Source organism: Labilibaculum euxinicum, assembly GCF_963678175.1.
GTDB classification, from domain to species: Bacteria; Bacteroidota; Bacteroidia; order Bacteroidales; family Marinifilaceae; genus Labilibaculum; species Labilibaculum euxinus.
Genome location: NZ_OY782756.1, coordinates 813,438 through 830,487, shown reverse-complemented (window position 1 = coordinate 830,487; position 17,050 = coordinate 813,438). Strand labels below are relative to the sequence as shown.

The following is a 17,050-nucleotide window of genomic DNA, read 5'->3' as shown; positions in this document are numbered from 1 at the left end:
CTCCGGTTTTTTTTATTTGCAATTTTCTTCGATCATAACACTACGATCTTTTATTGTGAATTTTACTTTTTCAGTTACTTCTATCATATCAAGAATGCTGTTAATATTATCATAGCGGGCAACATCTCCTGTGTATTTTAAATGTTTTATTGAATTGCTCAAGAAAAACACATCAACATCATACCACCGTGACAATCTAATCATTATATCCTCCAAGCTTTTGTTTTCGAAAACAAAACGTCCGTCTTTCCAAGCCGTATATAATCTTGTGTCAACAATTTTTTTTGAAGTTTTACCATTCAATTTATTAAAACACAATTGATCATTCGGTAATAATTTCTGACTAGTACCACGAAAATCATCGTTAACCTCAACCTTGCCTTCAACCAAAGTCGTGAAAATATCATCCTGATCATTATATGCATTTACATTAAAAGACGTTCCCAAAACTTTAACCTCAGCAGTAGTTACATCAACAACAAATGGATGTTCCTTGTCTTTTGCCACCTGAAAAAAGGCTTCCCCTTCCAATTGTACTTTCCGAACTCCCGTGCCAAACTGAGAAGGATATCTCAATTTAGAATTTGAATTCAACCAAATCTTAGTTCCATCTGCAAGAGTCAGCTTGTATTCTCCTCCTTTGGGAATAATAATGGTATTGTATGTCAGCCGTTCCTCACTTACCTTTTCTGCAACCTTACTATAAACCAACTCTTTCGAATTATTGGATATCTGTATCCCTTTTTCTTCCAGATTAACTTTTTCGCTCAACTGATATTTCTCACCACCACTTAATACCAGCAGGGCTTGATTTTTACCAGGCAAAATCGCGATGGGCTCATCGTGAACAGAATTGTTGCTAATAGTATACAAAAAGCCTCCAACACCTACGGCAACAATCAGCATCACAGCAATCTTCATTACCTGTTGCTTTAATTGAATTCGCCGGTCTCTTCGTACTTTAGTTTGTATTTGCTTCCAAACATCTTCTTTATTTGCACTTTCAAGTTTTGCTTCTTTCTTGAAGTACAGTTTCTCCGGGTTTTGAGCAAGTTTATGAAAAAGCACAAGATTTTCCTCTCCTGCATGTTTCCACTCCTCCAAAAACTGCTCTTCTTCTGCGTTCAGCTTCCCCTCAAGCCTCTTCACAATCAAATCTGCAATTTTAAAACCAGATGGTAAATTAGTCATATTACAATTTTCTGTGTGCGATTAACATTTATTATAACAGGCAACATGAAAAAAAGGGTGACAAAAGTTTTAACTTTTACCACCCTTTTTAATATTTCGCTTCTACTCAATTCTAAATGAAGTATAGAATCGAGAACAAATTCTTTAAATTCTCTTTTAAAAACTTACTTGCTCTTTGCTTTTGTGTCTTAACAGTATTGATAGATATATCCAAATCTTCAGCTATTTCAGCATTTTTTAATCCCTTTAGGCTTAATAAGTAAATTAATCTGGCAGATTCAGGCAATTTATGAACCGTTTCTTTAATAATTCGACTCACTTCTTCTTCAATCACATTATGAAGAAAGTAATCCTCATCACAGATATTTTTATCGGATTGCCCCTCGTAAGATTTACGGACTTTTTGATGTTCAATTTGATTTAAGCATGAATTACGAACTGTTTTGTACAAAAATGCTCGCATCGCCCCTTCATGATAAAAAGATGATCTTTTTTCCCAAATTTTAATAAAACTTTCCTGAATTATATCTTCAACAACATCTTGTGCCAGAACATATTTATGACCAAACAGAAACAGCGCATCAAAATACTTGTCGTACAATATTTTAAATGAGTCCTGATTACCATTCCTAAATAACTTTAGGAAAGTTTGATCGAAGGTTTTCATAGTTAGTAGTGGTTAATAATATTAAAACAGGGCTAACAATATTATAAATTATTTTCAAAATAATGCTAATTATCAACCAAGTATTTTCCCTAAACGTTCTAAAATTCACTTTTTCCCGTGCAAAATAAAATTCAAATTTTTAAATTACTGATACAAAAAAAAGGATGTCCAAAGAACATCCTTTCACTTATTTACCAATCTTTATTACAAACCCAATTTCTTTTTCAATTCTTTAGGTATCGCATCTTTATGAACCATTACAGCCACAGTTTTAAGCTTCACATAAGCTTCACTCATGTTTAAATAGCCGCCAAATTGATTGCTGTTTTCGGCCCAGGAATTTTTTGTTTTATAATAAACCGTTCCATACTGATCCTTAACAATTCCTGTTAAATGCATCAAATGATCATCTGTCGTTTCAAAATCATCAAAGGTGGCCTGACGAAGCTCTTGGCTTACTTCGGGCTCAGTATCTTTTTTACTATTTCCCTTTTCATCTTTTGCCAGATCTTTCTCCCACTTTGCAATTTCAGAATCAGTCATATCAACCGTTTTTTCTGTTGGCAAAACAGCATACCCATTTCGATGAGAAAATCCTTTTTCACTAACATCACCGTCCCAGCAAACTGAAAAGCCATTATTGAGAGCGTAGTTAATTACCTCCATCATATCATCCATTGGTACATTATAATACAAATCATCTGACCAATTATCCGGAATCTCCAGATTAATCTTCTGATAAAAAGGATGATGACTATATGAAGTCAGTTCAATGTAATCATCCGCATTAAAACCTAATTTCTCAGCATAAGAAACAGGAGTGTATTCAACTCCATCCAATTCAAAATTACTTGGTACTTTTCCCATATAAGTATCCAACACTGCATTTACTGATTCCTCCCAAACAGGTGTAATTTTTCTATTTGGATTTTTAATAACCTCATCCAGCATAGCTTTGGTCGATTGAACCATCTCTTTATGAATGTGAAAACCGCTGCCATACCTATTCCCGGAATAAACACTTTCCGGAACAAATCCATTTTCTTTTACTACGTTTAGAACATCATGAGCTTGTCCTCCTTCACTATAGTTTCCTTTGCCATGGTAACGAAAATACCTTTTGGCTTTCTGAGAATAAGCTAACCGAACAATATACATTTCTGATAAATCAATTTCAGGTGCTCCCATACACAGTAACTCAGTTTCGATATACGAGATTCCTGCAAAGCACCAGCAGGTTCCTGTACTTTGCTGATTTTTAACCGATGTTGTTGGAATATCTACCACAGTAGAATAAACCTTTTCTTCTTTCGTTGTTTCTTGCGCCATTGTAAGATTAACACTAAAAAAGGCAAGAATAATGATTGTTAAAAATGTTTTCTTCATCGTTTTAGTACGTATTTGTTGTTAGTATATTATAATCTAAAGGAACTTATTAATTTGTCTATTTCAAATTCATTAATTCATTCTGTTTCTTTTTAGTCATCTTAGCAACAACCTGATCATACGAATCATCAATCCATTGCTTTAGTTGCCGATCTGATACACTACCATCTATAACTACAGTATTCCAATATTTTTTATTCATATGATATCCAGGTAATACCGAAGAATACATCTCACGTAATTCAATGGCTTTTTCGGGATCACACTTCACATTCATTTGAAGTTCACCTGTTATATTTGTGAGCAAAAACATTTTATCCAGCACCTTAAAAACCAAGGTTTCTTCATCGAATGGAAATCCCTCACTTACAGCAATTTTTGAAAGACAATACTCTCTTAATTCCTCAATATTCATCTGTATATATTTGTTAGATTGCAACTTAAACAATGAAAACAAATATAAATACTTTTAAACAAAAGCCTAAATTTTCATGTATTAAGATGAAGAAAGATGTGGTTCTTAAGTTTCTGTAAGTTTACAAATATAAACCTCCTTACTATAAACAGAATTCACCTGTTTATAGTATAAATAAGGCATTTGTTAAACACTGAAAAAATATTTTTAACCTAGAAACAAATGAATTTTTTTTTACTTCTCTCAATTTTGTATATTTAGTTCACAGAAAAGTAAGAAATAGATATACTCATGAAAGAAACTGGCTACGCCCAAAAATACAATTGGAAAAATAAACGAATTCTCATTGTTGAAGATGAAGAGATTAACAACATGTTTTTCGATGCAGCTTTAAGCAGAACTGAGTCGAAACTGTTGTGGGCAAAAAATGGGAAAGAAGCGGTTGATATCATTGAAGAATCTGATGATATTGATGTCATTTTAATGGACATCAGATTACCTATAATGGACGGTTGCGAAGCCACCCGCAGAATCAAAAAAAATCACAAAGAAATTCCAATCATTGCTCAAACTGCATATGCACTTGAAGGGGACAAGGAACGCATATTGGATGCCGGCTGTGACGATTATCTATCAAAACCAATTCGTTTTGAAGAACTTTTATCAACTATCGATAAATATCTTGCCGATTAATCAACAGGTGCACTAAAAGCATCTTCGATGTGTTCAATTACAAATTCTGCATCTTGTTTTATCACACTTATTACATCGAATCGTACTTCTTGTACTATTTCTTTTGAATCGACATATCCCTGTGTTGCACGTACCAAAAATTTAATTTTTGAGAGTGTAATGGCATCAGCCGGGTGCTCAAAATATTCGGTTGATCTCGATTTAACTTCCACAACAACCAAAAGATCACCTTTTACAGCTACAATATCCAACTCCTTCTTTTGATAAATCCAATTACGATCCAGAATTTTATACCCATTTTGAAGCAGATGCTTCGCAGCAAGGTCTTCGCCCATTTTCCCTAAGTCATTGTGTGCAGCCATAATTATTCCATTTCCTTATATTTATCCCATGTAAACTTCGCTCCCTTTTCATTTACATCCAACCTTAAAAATCTACCAAACGGCAAAGCCCAATTTTCCTTGATATGACCGGCAGGAAAATCGAAAACAACCGGATAAGAATAATTTTCAATGGACTCTAAAATAATTTCGTAAGCAGTTTTTCCAAAATCAGGATTTCCTTCCTTCATATCGCTCATACCTCCAATAATCAATCCCTGAAGTTCTGATAATTTACCACCCATTTTTAAATTCTTCATCATTCTGTCCAAATGATACAATTCTTCTCCAACATCTTCAATAAAAAGAATTTTCCCATGCGGTTCAAAATCCATTACAGTTCCACGTAAACTATAAAGAATAGATAAATTCCCCCCGATTAATTCTCCCTCTGTAACACCATCTCGATTTAATTCGTGAGAAGAAATTTCATAATTTTCCAAATCCCCAGCTAATGAATGCAAAAGAGTTGATAGTGAATTATCTTCCTTCTCCTTCAATGAAGGAAAATTAACGGGCATAGTCGCATGTATACTTTCCACTCCTAATATATTATTCAAATAGCTGTGAAATACAGTGATATCACTATATCCAACAATCCATTTTGGATTGCGAATAAACAGATCAAAATCTAAATGCTCCAATATTCGCACACTCCCATATCCACCTCTGGCACAAAGAACAGCTTTTATTTCAGGATCATCTAACATGAGCTGAAGATCTCGCAACCGATTCATATCACTGCCTGCAAATTGATTTTCAACATCGAACACATGATTTCCCAGAACGACTTTATAACCCGCCTCTTCCAATCTAGTGACTGCAATTCCCACTTTTTCAGGATTAATTTTTCCCGCGGGAGAGATGATTCCAATTTTATCTCCTTTTACTAAAGCAGCCGGCTGATACATATCTATTTAGTTTTTTTGAAGTAAGAACAAATTAAGAATAAAATACAAATGGATAACTACGTTTTTGCCAATTCTATCTTATCTTTGCAAACAATTCGACCAAAGGTCAAAGTTTTAAACAATAATCAGTAAACAAAATTAACAGAGGAATCCTTCATCTCAAAACAATAAAAGGCAATTCCTTAAGAAAAAATATAATCACAAATGAAGAAATTTAATAGAACACTTGTAACCACGGCTTTACCTTATGCAAACGGACCGGTTCATATTGGTCATTTGGCTGGAGTATATGTTCCTGCAGATATCTACACAAGATACCTTAGAATAAAAGGAGAAGATGTACTACTGATTGGAGGTTCAGACGAACATGGTGTACCTATTACTATTAAAGCACAAAAGGAAGGCATTACCCCGCAGGATGTTGTGGATAAATATCACAATATTATCAAAGATTCATTTGAGAAGTTCGGAATTACTTTTGACATTTATTCCAGAACAAGTTCAAAAACACACCACGAAACTGCGTCTGAATTTTTTAAGACCTTAGATAACAAAGGAGAATTTATCGTAAAAACAAGTGAGCAATATTACGATGCTATTGCGAATCAATTCCTTGCAGACAGATACATTACCGGAACCTGTCCTCATTGTAATAACGACGGAGCATATGGTGATCAATGCGAAAGTTGCGGAACTTCACTAAATGCAACAGATTTAATCAATCCTACTTCATCCATTACCGGAAATAAGCCAGAATTAAAAGAAACCAAACACTGGTATTTGCCTTTAGATAAATATGAGAATGATCTGAAAAAATGGATTTTAGAAGATCATAAAGAATGGAAACCAAATGTTTACGGACAATGTAAATCATGGTTGGATACCGGATTGCACCCGAGAGCAGTAACCCGTGATTTAAATTGGGGAGTTCCTGTTCCTGCCGAAGGTGCAGAAGGAAAAGTACTTTACGTTTGGTTCGATGCTCCAATTGGATATATTTCGGCTACAAAAGAATTAACTCCCGACTGGGAAAAATACTGGAAAGCTGATGATTCGAAGATGGTTCATTTTATTGGAAAAGACAATATCGTATTCCATTGCATCATTTTCCCGGCAATGCTTAAGGCTGAAGGATCTTATATACTGCCGGATAATGTTCCTGCCAACGAATTCTTAAATCTGGAAGGGGACAAAATTTCGACAAGTAGAAATTGGGCGGTTTGGTTGCACGAATATTTAGAGGAATTCCCTGATAAACAAGATGTTTTAAGATATGTTTTGACCGCAAATGCTCCGGAAACTAAAGATAATGACTTTACCTGGAAAGATTTTCAGGCAAGAAACAACAATGAGCTGGTTGCAATTCTAGGAAACTTTGTGAATCGTGCTTTGGTTCTTACTCATAAATATTACAATGGAATAATTCCTGCGCAAGGAGAATTAACCGATTTCGATAAAGAAACATTAGCTCAGATTCCTGTCTTTAAAGAACAAGTTGAAAAGAATCTTGAAACTTACCATTTCCGTGAAGCATTAAAAGAAGCAATGAATTTAGCTCGTCTGGGAAATAAGTATTTAGCAGATACTGAACCTTGGAAACTGATGAAGACTGATGAAGAAAGAGTAAAAACGATCATGAATATTAGTCTTCAGATTACAGCCAATCTATCGACCTTAATCGAGCCGTTTCTGCCATTTACAGCCAGCAAACTTCGCGGATTTTTGAACATCGAGACTTTGGCCTGGGAAAATATTGGTGCTAATGTTATTTCAAATCATCATCAAATAAATACTGCTTCTTTACTTTTCGAAAAAATTGAAGATGAAACAATACAAGCTCAGGTAGACAAACTTTTGGCTACAAAAGCAGCTAACGAAGCAGAAAAAAAGATTGTTGCGCCGGCAAAAGAAAATATCAACTTCGATGATTTCATGAAACTGGATGTTCGTGTTGGAACTATTACAGCTGCTGAAAAGGTAGCAAAAACAAAAAAACTTTTAAAGCTAACTGTTGATACCGGAATTGATCAAAGAACTGTTGTTTCAGGTATTGCAGAACACTACAAACCTGAAGAAATTATTGGCAAGCAGGTTAGTATATTAGTGAATCTGGAGCCAAAACAATTAAAAGGAATTGAATCTCAGGGGATGATTTTAATGGCTGAAGATGCCGATGGAAAATTATCTTTTGTTTCACCGGACCAAAGCATAAAACCAGGTTCTGAAATCAGATAATTCAAGACTTAAACTTTAAGATAAAAAAAAACGCTTTCCGATAGAAAGCGTTTTTTTTAGGTCTTTATTTTTTCAGAACCCAGCAGTAAGCTTTTGAATTCTTAGCAATTACCTTCTTTTTAAATTGATCTGCATCTGCTCTCTTATCAAATTGATTGATCGCAACAGAATACAAATTTTTATTTTTAATTATCACAGCAGGATAAGATTTAGAAATCAATTCCTGTTTTAATATTTCTGCATTTTTCATTGAAGTAAAACTACCCGAAATTAAATAAAATCTGCCTTCACGCAACTTATCCAGTTTCACTTCTTTTGTAAGCTTAGGCTCAAATATCACCATCTCTTCCGGTGGGGAAATTACCGGTTTTAATTGAACTATCTTCTCGGTAATTTCTTTCTTGCCTTCCATCATTCCCATAGAAGCTTCGTTACCAAGGAATGAACGTTCAGAATTCATTGGAAGTAAAGCAATTGTCAATACAAAAGGAATAGCTGCTGCGGCATACCACAAACGTTTTGTCGTGAAAAGTGTCCTTACTTTAGCTTGAGATATAATTGCCGGACGAATTTTTTCTTCTGCAGATAAGGATAGTTTAGGAAGATCTATTTGCTCCAAACCAAATGCATCTACCAAATAATTAAGCTCTTTTGAAGGCTCAAACAACATATTATGCCTTCTGTCATTGTAAAAACATCCTACCTGATCCAACACAACTCTTTCTCCACGCTGAATTCGAACACGGATATCTTCAGTAAAAAACTGAACAGATTTTTCAGCCTCTGAATAACTCAGATTTTCCGATTCAGCCAATCTATTAATCAGCAAACCATCATTTTTCGATAAATTACGGTTAAATCCAATAGCTTTGGACGGAGGAAAAACAATATTCAAATTATCGTCGATATTAGCAGGTTTATAGTTGGCAACAAAGCCACCAAACCCAGGTAATATCACACAATCGTGAATAAATAAAAGGTCTTTAATATATTTTGATACTTCCAGCATAATACACAAATATAATCAAAATTACATACCACTCAAATCGAATTTATCGTAAAAAAAGTAATCAACTATAAACCAAGCTTTTCACAACACAAAAATAATTATGCATCTATTCAGAAAGAGTTACTCTCCAATAAATTATTGTATTTTTGATACCATTAAAAATAATACATAAACTGTTTCCAATATTTTTTACCCTTGAGATTATTATGAGTATTTTAAAGTGAAATAACTAAAAATATTATCTGAACGTGAAAAAAAATATATTAATTACAGGAGGTGCCGGATTTATTGGTTCACATGTGGTTCGTTTGTTTGTAAACAAATATCCAGACTATCAAATCATTAACCTTGACGCACTTACATATGCCGGGAATCTTGAAAATTTAAGAGATATCGACTCCAAAGCAAATTACACTTTTATAAAAGGTGACATAACAGATCTGGCATTTGTATCAAACCTTTTTAAAAATTATAAATTTGAAGGAGTTCTGCATTTAGCCGCAGAGTCTCATGTTGATAGATCAATTTCAGATCCTTTAGCCTTTATTATGACCAATATTGTTGGAACTGTAAACCTTCTTAATGCAGCTAAAGAATGTTGGACCAATGATATGAATGGCAAAAAATTCTACCACATATCTACTGATGAAGTATACGGTTCCTTAGGAAAAACAGGGAAATTTACAGAAACAACTTCTTACGATCCGAGAAGTCCGTATTCTGCTTCAAAAGCAAGCTCAGACCATTTGGTTCGGGCATACTTTCACACCTATAAACTTCCGGTTGTATTGTCGAATTGCTCTAATAATTACGGTGCAAATCAGTTTCCTGAAAAACTCATTCCGTTGGTAATAAACAACATTAAAAATTCTAAACCATTGCCTATTTATGGTAAAGGAGATAATATAAGAGACTGGCTGTTTGTAAAAGATCATGCTTTAGCAATTGATTCCATTTACCATGATGGGAAAATTGGAGAGACCTATAATATTGGAGGGGATAACGAATGGACCAATCTGGATTTAGTGAAAAAACTTTGTGATATTATGGATCAGAAACTGAATCGTGAAACAGGAAGTTCACAGCAATTAATCACTTTTGTAAAAGACAGAGCAGGTCATGACCAGCGTTATGCTATAGATGCAACAAAAATTAAAAAAGAATTGGGATGGCAGCCAAGCATCCAATTCGAAGAGGGTTTTGAGCAAACGATTGACTGGTATCTGAAAAATTCCGACTGGATGGAAAATATTCTGTCGGGAGACTACGAAAAGTTCTACGAACAACAATATACCAACCGATAAAAAGAAGAGCGATGTGAAACAATCACATCGCTCTATTTATAATTCTTAAACCTTAAGTTACTCTACAGTAACAGATTTTGCTAAATTTCTTGGTTGATCAACATTACAGCCTCTGTAAACAGCGATATAATAAGAAATCAGCTGGAAAGGAATAACCGTTAATAATGGTGCCAATGGTTCCAAGGTTTCTGGAATTTCGACTACGAAATCAGCCATTTTACTAATTACAGTATCGCCCTCAGTAACAATAGCAATTACGTGGCCCTTTCTTGCCTTTACTTCCTGAATATTACTTACAATTTTCTCGTAAGATTTATCCTTTGTTGCAACAACAAAAACCGGCATTTGTTCATCTATAAGAGCAATTGGTCCGTGTTTCATTTCTGCAGCAGGATATCCTTCGGCATGTATGTATGAAATTTCTTTTAATTTTAGAGCTCCCTCCAAAGCTACCGGAAACAGGAAACCTCGTCCTAAATAGAGAGCATTGGTAGAATTCATGTATTGTTTGGATAATTCTTTAATGTCATCTTCTTTATCCAGGATTCTTTTTATCTTTTCCGGAAGATTTGCAAATTCTGCAATAAGCTCTTCATATGCATCCTTAGCCAGAGTTCCTTTGCGGTATCCAACAAGCATTGCCATCATGGTTAGCACAGTAACCTGAGCTGTAAATGCCTTTGTAGAAGCAACTCCAATTTCCGGACCTGCATGAGTATACACACCAGCATGAGTTTCACGGGGAATACTTGATCCAACTACATTACAAATACCAAGAACAGTTGCTCCAGCCTCTTTAGCTAATTTAATAGCAGCCAGGGTATCGGCAGTTTCACCACTCTGACTGATCGCCAAAACGATGTCATCCTTAAAAATCACAGGATTTCTATAACGGAATTCAGATGCATATTCTACTTCAACAGGAATTCTGGCAAATTCTTCAAATAAGTATTCACCTACCATTCCAGCATGCCAGGATGTACCACATCCAATAATTAATATTCGGCGGGCATTCACCAATTGCGGAATAACATCATTTATTCCACCTAAAAACACTTCTTTATTTGCGGTAGAGATTCGTCCTCGAATAGTATCATGAATAGAGCTGGTCTGTTCGAAAATTTCTTTTAGCATGAAATGATCGTATCCGTTTTTTTCAATTTGCTCAATATCCAAATCCAGTTGTTGAACATGGGGAGTTAATTTGTCATTCTGAATGGTTTTTAAAACCAATTCATCTCTGCTTATAATCGCAACATCATTATCATTCAGATAGATAACACTATTAGTATATTCAATAATTGGTGTAGCATCCGAAGCAAGAAAATATTCTCCGTTTCCAACTCCAACCACCAATGGACTTCCTTTTCTGGCCGCAATCAATTTATCTGGTTCATCATCACAAATAACAACCAAACCATAAGCTCCAACCACTTTTGTTAAAGCCAATCGAACTGCCAGTTCTGCAGAAACTTCACCTTTCAAATAGATATACTCAATCAGATTTGCCAGAACTTCTGTATCTGTATCACTTTGAAAAGCATATCCTCTTTTAATCAGCTTATCCTTTAAGGTTGAGTAGTTTTCAATAATTCCGTTATGAATAATTACAAATTTTTTATTCATCGAACTATGAGGATGAGCATTTTCATCGTTAGGTTCTCCGTGAGTTGCCCAACGGGTATGTCCAATTCCAATGGTTCCCGAAACATCATTTCCTTTTGCATGATTTTCCAGATCCTGAACCTTTCCCTTACACTTAAATACCTGAGTCCGATTTGTACGAAGAGCAACTCCTGCAGAATCATACCCTCTGTATTCTAATCTTTTAAGACCATTAATGAGTATAGGATAAGCCTGCTTATCCCCAATGTAACCAACTATTCCACACATAAATACAAATATTTCAGTTTCGGTACCACGCGAAACTTGTTAAAAAACAATTCATCAAATAATCTTGCAATCAATGAGTTAGCATCAAAATAGGCATCACCGAATGAATTATCATAAATCCAGCTAAAAATACGATAAGTTAGAAAGCTCTCCAAACTTCTTAAAGTATATTAAAGAATAAAAAATAAGGTGTAAGTAAGCAAATGCTTAAATACACCTTTTGAATATATCGTAAATCGTAACTATTCTGCTACTAATTCGTCATAAAGTTCTGAGTAAGCCAATACATATTCATCCTTGTTCTTATACTCCAGAAAAGGTTTTCCTGAAGCAACCGCATATGCCATCACTTCGTCGTTTATCTGAGGACTTCCCATAATCAGGGCATCAGACTGATCAATTGCTAATTTATGAAGTGCAACATAACTCGCATCTTCTAAAATGCTAACATCCTCCTGACTAACTCCCTCAATAATTGACTTTTCTCTAAACCGGCTGCTGAATTTTGTTGAGAACTCATCATCATACATGGAGAAAACAACCTTTGTTTCAGTAAATAACGGATCCTCATTAAATGATTTTTTCAAATACAAAGGTACCAAACCGGTGAACCAACCTTGACAATGTACCACATCCGGCGCCCATCTCAATTTTTTAACTGTTTCAAGTACCCCTCTTGCAAAGAAAATAGCTCTTTCATCATTATCCTCAAAAGCATCTCCGTTTTCATCTAACAGAATCTCTTTTCTATGAAAATAATCCTCATTGTCAATGAAATAAACTTGCATACGAGCCGCTTGAATCGAGGCAACCTTAATAATTAATGGATGATCTGTATCATCAATTATTAAATTCATTCCCGAAAGGCGGATAACTTCATGTAGTTGGTTTCTTCTCTCATTGATACATCCATATCTGGGCATGAAAGTTCTGATCTCTTTTCCTTTTTCCTGGATTCCCTGAGGTAGATATCTGCCTATTGCAGACATTTCAGTTTCAGGAAGATAAGGGGTAATTTCTTGTGAAACAAACAATACTTTTGTCTTTTCCATATAGTCGCTAATAATATAATACAGATTATCTGCGCAAAATTAGTAAAAATAATTAACATACCTGTCCGAAAGCGAAGCTTAAAGCTCCTACAATACAATTAAATGCAATTAATATTTCTCCATTTTATATTTATTTATTTTATTTGCAGTCTCAAATAAAAATCAATTAGATTTTACCGACACAATTCAAGGGATGGAAATAGTAAAGCTTGTTGCTGAGATTAAAAGTAAAATCAGCAAGTTGAAGGCAGAAGGAAAGACAATCGGATTTGTTCCTACAATGGGAGCTCTTCATAAGGGGCATTTGTCTCTTGTAAATACATCTGTAAAAAACAATGATATTACGGTTGTTAGTATTTTTGTAAACCCAACACAGTTCAATAATCCAGAGGATTTATTGACTTACCCAAGAACTATTGAAGAGGACTTGGAGAAACTTTCGGCCTGCAAACCAGACCTAATTTTTATTCCGGAAGTAAATGAAATTTATCCTGAACCTGACACCAGAATTTTTGATTTCGGTGTGCTTGATAAGATTATGGAAGGGAAAAAACGTCCGGGTCATTTCAATGGTGTTGCTCAGGTTGTTAGCAAACTTTTCGATATCGTAAGCCCTGAAAATGCCTACTTTGGACAAAAAGATTTCCAACAAGTAGCTGTTATTAAGCAGATGACAAAAGATCTTAAGTTAAATGTTAATATCGTTCCCTGCCCTATTATCAGGGAAAAGGACGGTTTAGCCATGAGCTCAAGGAATGTTTTGCTCTCTGAAGATCAGAGAAAAAATGCTTGTAAAATCTCTGAAACTTTATTTAAAGCTCGTAACTTAGCTGCGGAATTAAGTGTTTCTCAATTGAAAGAATGGGTTGTTGAAGAAATCAATAAAAACAATTATCTTTCAGTCGAGTATTTTGAGATTGTTAACGATACAACCCTTGAGGTGATTAACGACTGGAATGAGTCAAATAATAAGATAGGTTGTATTACAGTTCAGGTTGGGAAAACCCGCCTGATAGATAACGTTACTTTTTAAAATTAGTTAAAAAACGATATGTACATTGAAGTTTGTAAATCGAAAATTCACAAAGCGTCAGTAACTGGTGCTGATCTTCAGTATGTTGGAAGTGTAACCATTGATGAAGACTTAATGGATGCAGCCAATCTAATTGAAAATGAGAAAGTTCAAATTGTTAACGTAAACAACGGAGAACGATTGGAAACCTATGTTATTCGTGGTGAAAGAGGCTCCGGAACCATTTGCTTGAATGGCCCTGCCGCCAGAAAATGTGCTGTTGGTGATATTGTTATCATCATCTCTTATGCATCTATGGAATTTGAGGAAGCAAAATTATGGGAACCTAGTTTGGTTTTTCCTGATACTGCGACCAACAAATTGATTTAAATTACAGTATTTAATAAGTACAGGGCTGTTCTAACCGATCAGCCCTTTTTTTATGGCCTTGCCACTATAAAACAATTCAAATATTAAAATTTACTTACAGAATAGAGATTGAACAATTTGATCGCTATTCTTGATACTTTGTTTCCGATACTCTATACTTGTAAATTATTAGCTTTAAATAAAGTCAGCCCAATGAATAAACTTGATATTGTAAAAAATAAAATCATATCTGATAAAAAAAATGCCTTTAACCTCCTTCAAACCTGGAGATTCAAGGAAAATAAAATTGTTTTCACCAATGGCTGTTTTGATCTGGTTCACCGCGGACATCTAGACTATTTAGCTTCGGCAGCCTCTATGGGTAATAAACTGATTATTGGTTTAAATACTGATGCCTCCGTTCAAAAACTAAAAGGTCCTGACCGACCAATTATTGATGAATATTCAAGAGCTTTTCTATTGGCATCATTAGGCTTTGTAGACATGGTAATTTACTTTGATGAACAAACACCCTACGAACTAATTAATTTTGTTCAGCCTGACATCTTGGTTAAAGGAAGCGATTACAATGCGGAAGACATTGTTGGATACGATATAGTAAAAGCCAAAGGAGGAGAAATTAAAACACTTGATTTCATTGAAGGATTCTCTTCAACCGGAATCATTAATAAAATAAAGGAAAAAGGATAGAGATTAAAAAGAAGCAAACCAGACTTTTTAAATAATTATCAATCTCAAGAATTCTTAATAATTACTAACTGATTACGCATGGCCACCAAAGCAAAAACAAAAAGTGCCTGGTTTTGTCAGAGTTGTGGAGTAGAATCTACAAAATGGGTAGGAAAATGTCCCTCTTGCGGAGAATGGAATTCCTTCGTTGAGGAAGTTGTTGTAAAATCAACAACAATAACAGGAATCAATGGGCAGAACAAAAAAAACAAACCTCAAAAAATATCTGAAATATCTTCGTCGGAAGCATCACGATTCGACACTAAAAACGGAGAATTAAATAGAGTTCTTGGGGGAGGCCTTGTTCCCGGATCGTTAATATTAATTGGTGGGGAGCCAGGAATTGGCAAATCAACACTTGCACTTCAAATTGCCCTGAATTTAAAAAGTTATACGACCTTATATGTGTCAGGTGAAGAAAGTGCCCAACAAATAAAACTCCGTGGCAACCGCATTAATTCAGATAACGAAAACTGTCTGATTGTTAGCGAAACATCCATGGAGAATATCTTTTCTCATGTAAAAAATACCACTCCGGATATTATAGTTATTGATTCCATTCAAACCCTTGCGACAGAATCAATAGAAGCAGGACCTGGCAGTGTATCACAAATCAGAGAATGCACATCTCAACTATTAAGATTTGCCAAGGAATCGTCAACGCCTGTAATTTTAATTGGCCACATCACTAAAGATGGAAATTTAGCCGGTCCTAAAATTTTAGAGCACATGGTGGATACTGTACTTCAGTTTGAGGGAGATCAAAACCACATGTATCGAATATTGCGATCTACAAAAAATCGGTTCGGCTCCACCTCCGAGATGGGAATTTATGAAATGCAGCACAACGGACTCCGCGAAGTCTCGAACCCATCAGAGCTTCTTCTTTCACATGAAGATGAAAGCCTTAGCGGTGTAACTATTTCTGCATCGATAGAAGGTATGCGTCCGTTTCTAATAGAAATACAAGCTTTGGTCAGTTCTGCAGCTTACGGAACCCCTCAACGATCATCAACAGGTTTCGACCTTCGTCGTTTAAACATGCTTTTAGCCGTTTTGGAAAAGCGAGCCGGATTCAAACTTTCAACCAAGGATGTATTCTTAAATATTGCAGGAGGAATTAAAGTAAACGATCCTGCTATCGATTTGGCAGTAATTCTTGCTGTACTATCATCGAGTACAGATGTTTCTATTCCTAAGGAAGTCTGTTTTTCGGGAGAAATAGGTTTATCCGGAGAGATTAGACCTGTTAGTAGAATAGATCAACGAATTAGTGAGGCTGAGAAGTTGGGATTCAAGCAAATTTTCATTCCAAAGCACAATTCCAAAGGACTTGACACTTCAAAATTTAAAATAAAAATTCATTTGGTAAGCAAGGTTGGAGAAGTATTCCAGACCCTTTTCAGATAAAAAAACAAGGCCGAAACGCAAGTTTCGGCCTTTAACAGTTACTATGAATTTTGTTGATTCGAGTATGGCAGTTCGAATCGAATAGCGTCGGAATAAGAAAGAAATAAACTGAATCTTTCCGCTTTTTTCCACCGAAAGCTAAAATCCATGATCTCAGGCAGGTCTTCTGGCTTATTCCAATTTTAAACACCTTCCCATTCCATCAGGAACAGTGGTTTTATTGCTTAAAATACTGATTCGAAAAACGAACCGGAATCTACAGCTGCGGGGACAGCTCCTGCTTAAACAGGATTCCCTATTATTCCCTTTCGGGAACCTGAATCTCACTACAATTTTAAAGAAATTTTATTGATCTTCCAACTAAAAATTTACT

At 35.1% G+C, this 17,050-nt stretch carries 16 protein-coding genes and 1 riboswitch; of the genes, 7 read left to right on the top strand and 9 right to left on the bottom strand.

Annotation, left to right across the window (positions count from 1 at the left end; genetic code table 11):
- Nucleotides 1–12: 12 nt before the first annotated feature.
- From ACY0M5_RS03700 to ACY0M5_RS03685, 4 genes are all read right to left on the bottom strand, one after another.
- Nucleotides 13–1,191 carry a FecR family protein gene (locus ACY0M5_RS03700; protein WP_461630839.1) on the bottom strand — a complete coding sequence of 393 codons (1,179 nt, stop codon included), beginning with the start codon at nucleotides 1,189–1,191 and terminating at the stop codon, nucleotides 13–15.
- A 112-nt stretch (nucleotides 1,192–1,303) separates the two neighbouring features.
- On the bottom strand, nucleotides 1,304–1,858 hold the full coding sequence (locus tag ACY0M5_RS03695; protein WP_461630838.1) for an RNA polymerase sigma factor: 555 nt from the start codon (nucleotides 1,856–1,858) through the stop codon (nucleotides 1,304–1,306).
- A gap of 204 nt (nucleotides 1,859–2,062) precedes the next feature.
- Nucleotides 2,063–3,244: a C1 family peptidase gene (locus ACY0M5_RS03690; protein ID WP_461630837.1), complete on the bottom strand. Its 1,182-nt coding sequence runs from the start codon at nucleotides 3,242–3,244 to the stop codon at nucleotides 2,063–2,065.
- 58 nt (nucleotides 3,245–3,302) lie between these two features.
- The gene (locus ACY0M5_RS03685) at nucleotides 3,303–3,659 is read right to left on the bottom strand and encodes an MmcQ/YjbR family DNA-binding protein (protein WP_461630836.1); all 357 of its coding nucleotides are present in this window, start codon (nucleotides 3,657–3,659) and stop codon (nucleotides 3,303–3,305) included.
- A 291-nt stretch (nucleotides 3,660–3,950) separates the two neighbouring features.
- Between ACY0M5_RS03685 and ACY0M5_RS03680 the strand changes: the two genes are divergently transcribed.
- On the top strand, nucleotides 3,951–4,352 hold the full coding sequence (locus ACY0M5_RS03680; protein ID WP_124994136.1) for a response regulator: 402 nt from the start codon (nucleotides 3,951–3,953) through the stop codon (nucleotides 4,350–4,352).
- Here the strand turns inward: ACY0M5_RS03680 and ACY0M5_RS03675 are convergent.
- A complete protein-coding gene (locus tag ACY0M5_RS03675) occupies nucleotides 4,349–4,714 on the bottom strand; it encodes a YraN family protein (protein ID WP_461630835.1) in 366 nt (121 codons plus the stop codon). The two genes, ACY0M5_RS03680 and ACY0M5_RS03675, sit on opposite strands and share 4 nt — an antisense overlap.
- 2 nt (nucleotides 4,715–4,716) lie before the next feature.
- Nucleotides 4,717–5,643 carry a S66 peptidase family protein gene (locus ACY0M5_RS03670; RefSeq protein ID WP_461630834.1) on the bottom strand — a complete coding sequence of 309 codons (927 nt, stop codon included), beginning with the start codon at nucleotides 5,641–5,643 and terminating at the stop codon, nucleotides 4,717–4,719.
- 204 nt (nucleotides 5,644–5,847) lie between these two features.
- Between ACY0M5_RS03670 and metG the strand changes: the two genes are divergently transcribed.
- A complete protein-coding gene (gene metG, locus ACY0M5_RS03665; protein WP_461630833.1) occupies nucleotides 5,848–7,878 on the top strand; it encodes a methionine--tRNA ligase in 2,031 nt (676 codons plus the stop codon).
- Nucleotides 7,879–7,942: 64 nt separating this feature from the next.
- On the opposite strand, the gene ACY0M5_RS03660 is transcribed toward metG, so the two are convergent.
- Nucleotides 7,943–8,887: an HU domain-containing protein gene (locus ACY0M5_RS03660; protein ID WP_461630832.1), complete on the bottom strand. Its 945-nt coding sequence runs from the start codon at nucleotides 8,885–8,887 to the stop codon at nucleotides 7,943–7,945.
- Nucleotides 8,888–9,135: 248 nt separating this feature from the next.
- Between ACY0M5_RS03660 and rfbB the strand changes: the two genes are divergently transcribed.
- Nucleotides 9,136–10,191 carry a dTDP-glucose 4,6-dehydratase gene (rfbB, locus tag ACY0M5_RS03655; protein ID WP_124994141.1) on the top strand — a complete coding sequence of 352 codons (1,056 nt, stop codon included), beginning with the start codon at nucleotides 9,136–9,138 and terminating at the stop codon, nucleotides 10,189–10,191.
- 57 nt (nucleotides 10,192–10,248) lie between these two features.
- Here the strand turns inward: rfbB and glmS are convergent, their stop codons facing one another.
- Together glmS and ACY0M5_RS03645 are read right to left on the bottom strand one after the other, a co-directional pair.
- Entirely contained in the window at nucleotides 10,249–12,084 is a 1,836-nt protein-coding gene (gene glmS, locus ACY0M5_RS03650) for a glutamine--fructose-6-phosphate transaminase (isomerizing) (RefSeq protein ID WP_124994142.1), read from the bottom strand.
- A gap of 242 nt (nucleotides 12,085–12,326) precedes the next feature.
- A complete protein-coding gene (locus tag ACY0M5_RS03645) occupies nucleotides 12,327–13,136 on the bottom strand; it encodes a glycogen/starch synthase (RefSeq protein ID WP_124994143.1) in 810 nt (269 codons plus the stop codon).
- Between the two features lie 193 nt (nucleotides 13,137–13,329).
- Here ACY0M5_RS03645 and panC point away from each other — a divergent pair, with 193 nt between their 5' ends.
- From panC to radA, 4 genes are all read left to right on the top strand, one after another.
- A complete protein-coding gene (gene panC / locus ACY0M5_RS03640; protein ID WP_461630831.1) occupies nucleotides 13,330–14,169 on the top strand; it encodes a pantoate--beta-alanine ligase in 840 nt (279 codons plus the stop codon).
- 18 nt (nucleotides 14,170–14,187) lie between these two features.
- Nucleotides 14,188–14,538 (top strand): aspartate 1-decarboxylase, encoded by a 351-nt coding sequence (gene panD, locus ACY0M5_RS03635; protein ID WP_101310495.1) that lies wholly within the window; start codon nucleotides 14,188–14,190, stop codon nucleotides 14,536–14,538.
- A gap of 192 nt (nucleotides 14,539–14,730) precedes the next feature.
- Nucleotides 14,731–15,228 carry a D-glycero-beta-D-manno-heptose 1-phosphate adenylyltransferase gene (rfaE2, locus tag ACY0M5_RS03630; RefSeq protein WP_101310494.1) on the top strand — a complete coding sequence of 166 codons (498 nt, stop codon included), beginning with the start codon at nucleotides 14,731–14,733 and terminating at the stop codon, nucleotides 15,226–15,228.
- Between the two features lie 78 nt (nucleotides 15,229–15,306).
- Nucleotides 15,307–16,677: a DNA repair protein RadA gene (gene radA, locus ACY0M5_RS03625; protein ID WP_461630830.1), complete on the top strand. Its 1,371-nt coding sequence runs from the start codon at nucleotides 15,307–15,309 to the stop codon at nucleotides 16,675–16,677.
- Nucleotides 16,678–16,817: 140 nt separating this feature from the next.
- Nucleotides 16,818–17,012, bottom strand: a riboswitch (cobalamin riboswitch).
- Nucleotides 17,013–17,050 lie beyond the last annotated feature (38 nt).

Coding starts and splice junctions, on each gene's coding strand:
- ACY0M5_RS03685 (WP_461630836.1), bottom strand. CDS start 3,659: ATGAATATTGAGGAATTAAGAGAGTATTGTCTTTCAAAAATTGCTGTA.
- rfaE2 (WP_101310494.1), top strand. CDS start 14,731: ATGAATAAACTTGATATTGTAAAAAATAAAATCATATCTGATAAAAAA.
- ACY0M5_RS03645 (WP_124994143.1), bottom strand. CDS start 13,136: ATGGAAAAGACAAAAGTATTGTTTGTTTCACAAGAAATTACCCCTTAT.
- panD (WP_101310495.1), top strand. CDS start 14,188: ATGTACATTGAAGTTTGTAAATCGAAAATTCACAAAGCGTCAGTAACT.
- radA (WP_461630830.1), top strand. CDS start 15,307: ATGGCCACCAAAGCAAAAACAAAAAGTGCCTGGTTTTGTCAGAGTTGT.
- ACY0M5_RS03695 (WP_461630838.1), bottom strand. CDS start 1,858: ATGAAAACCTTCGATCAAACTTTCCTAAAGTTATTTAGGAATGGTAAT.
- ACY0M5_RS03700 (WP_461630839.1), bottom strand. CDS start 1,191: ATGACTAATTTACCATCTGGTTTTAAAATTGCAGATTTGATTGTGAAG.
- glmS (WP_124994142.1), bottom strand. CDS start 12,084: ATGTGTGGAATAGTTGGTTACATTGGGGATAAGCAGGCTTATCCTATA.
- metG (WP_461630833.1), top strand. CDS start 5,848: ATGAAGAAATTTAATAGAACACTTGTAACCACGGCTTTACCTTATGCA.
- ACY0M5_RS03670 (WP_461630834.1), bottom strand. CDS start 5,643: ATGTATCAGCCGGCTGCTTTAGTAAAAGGAGATAAAATTGGAATCATC.
- ACY0M5_RS03680 (WP_124994136.1), top strand. CDS start 3,951: ATGAAAGAAACTGGCTACGCCCAAAAATACAATTGGAAAAATAAACGA.
- panC (WP_461630831.1), top strand. CDS start 13,330: ATGGAAATAGTAAAGCTTGTTGCTGAGATTAAAAGTAAAATCAGCAAG.
- ACY0M5_RS03690 (WP_461630837.1), bottom strand. CDS start 3,244: ATGAAGAAAACATTTTTAACAATCATTATTCTTGCCTTTTTTAGTGTT.
- ACY0M5_RS03660 (WP_461630832.1), bottom strand. CDS start 8,887: ATGCTGGAAGTATCAAAATATATTAAAGACCTTTTATTTATTCACGAT.
- ACY0M5_RS03675 (WP_461630835.1), bottom strand. CDS start 4,714: ATGGCTGCACACAATGACTTAGGGAAAATGGGCGAAGACCTTGCTGCG.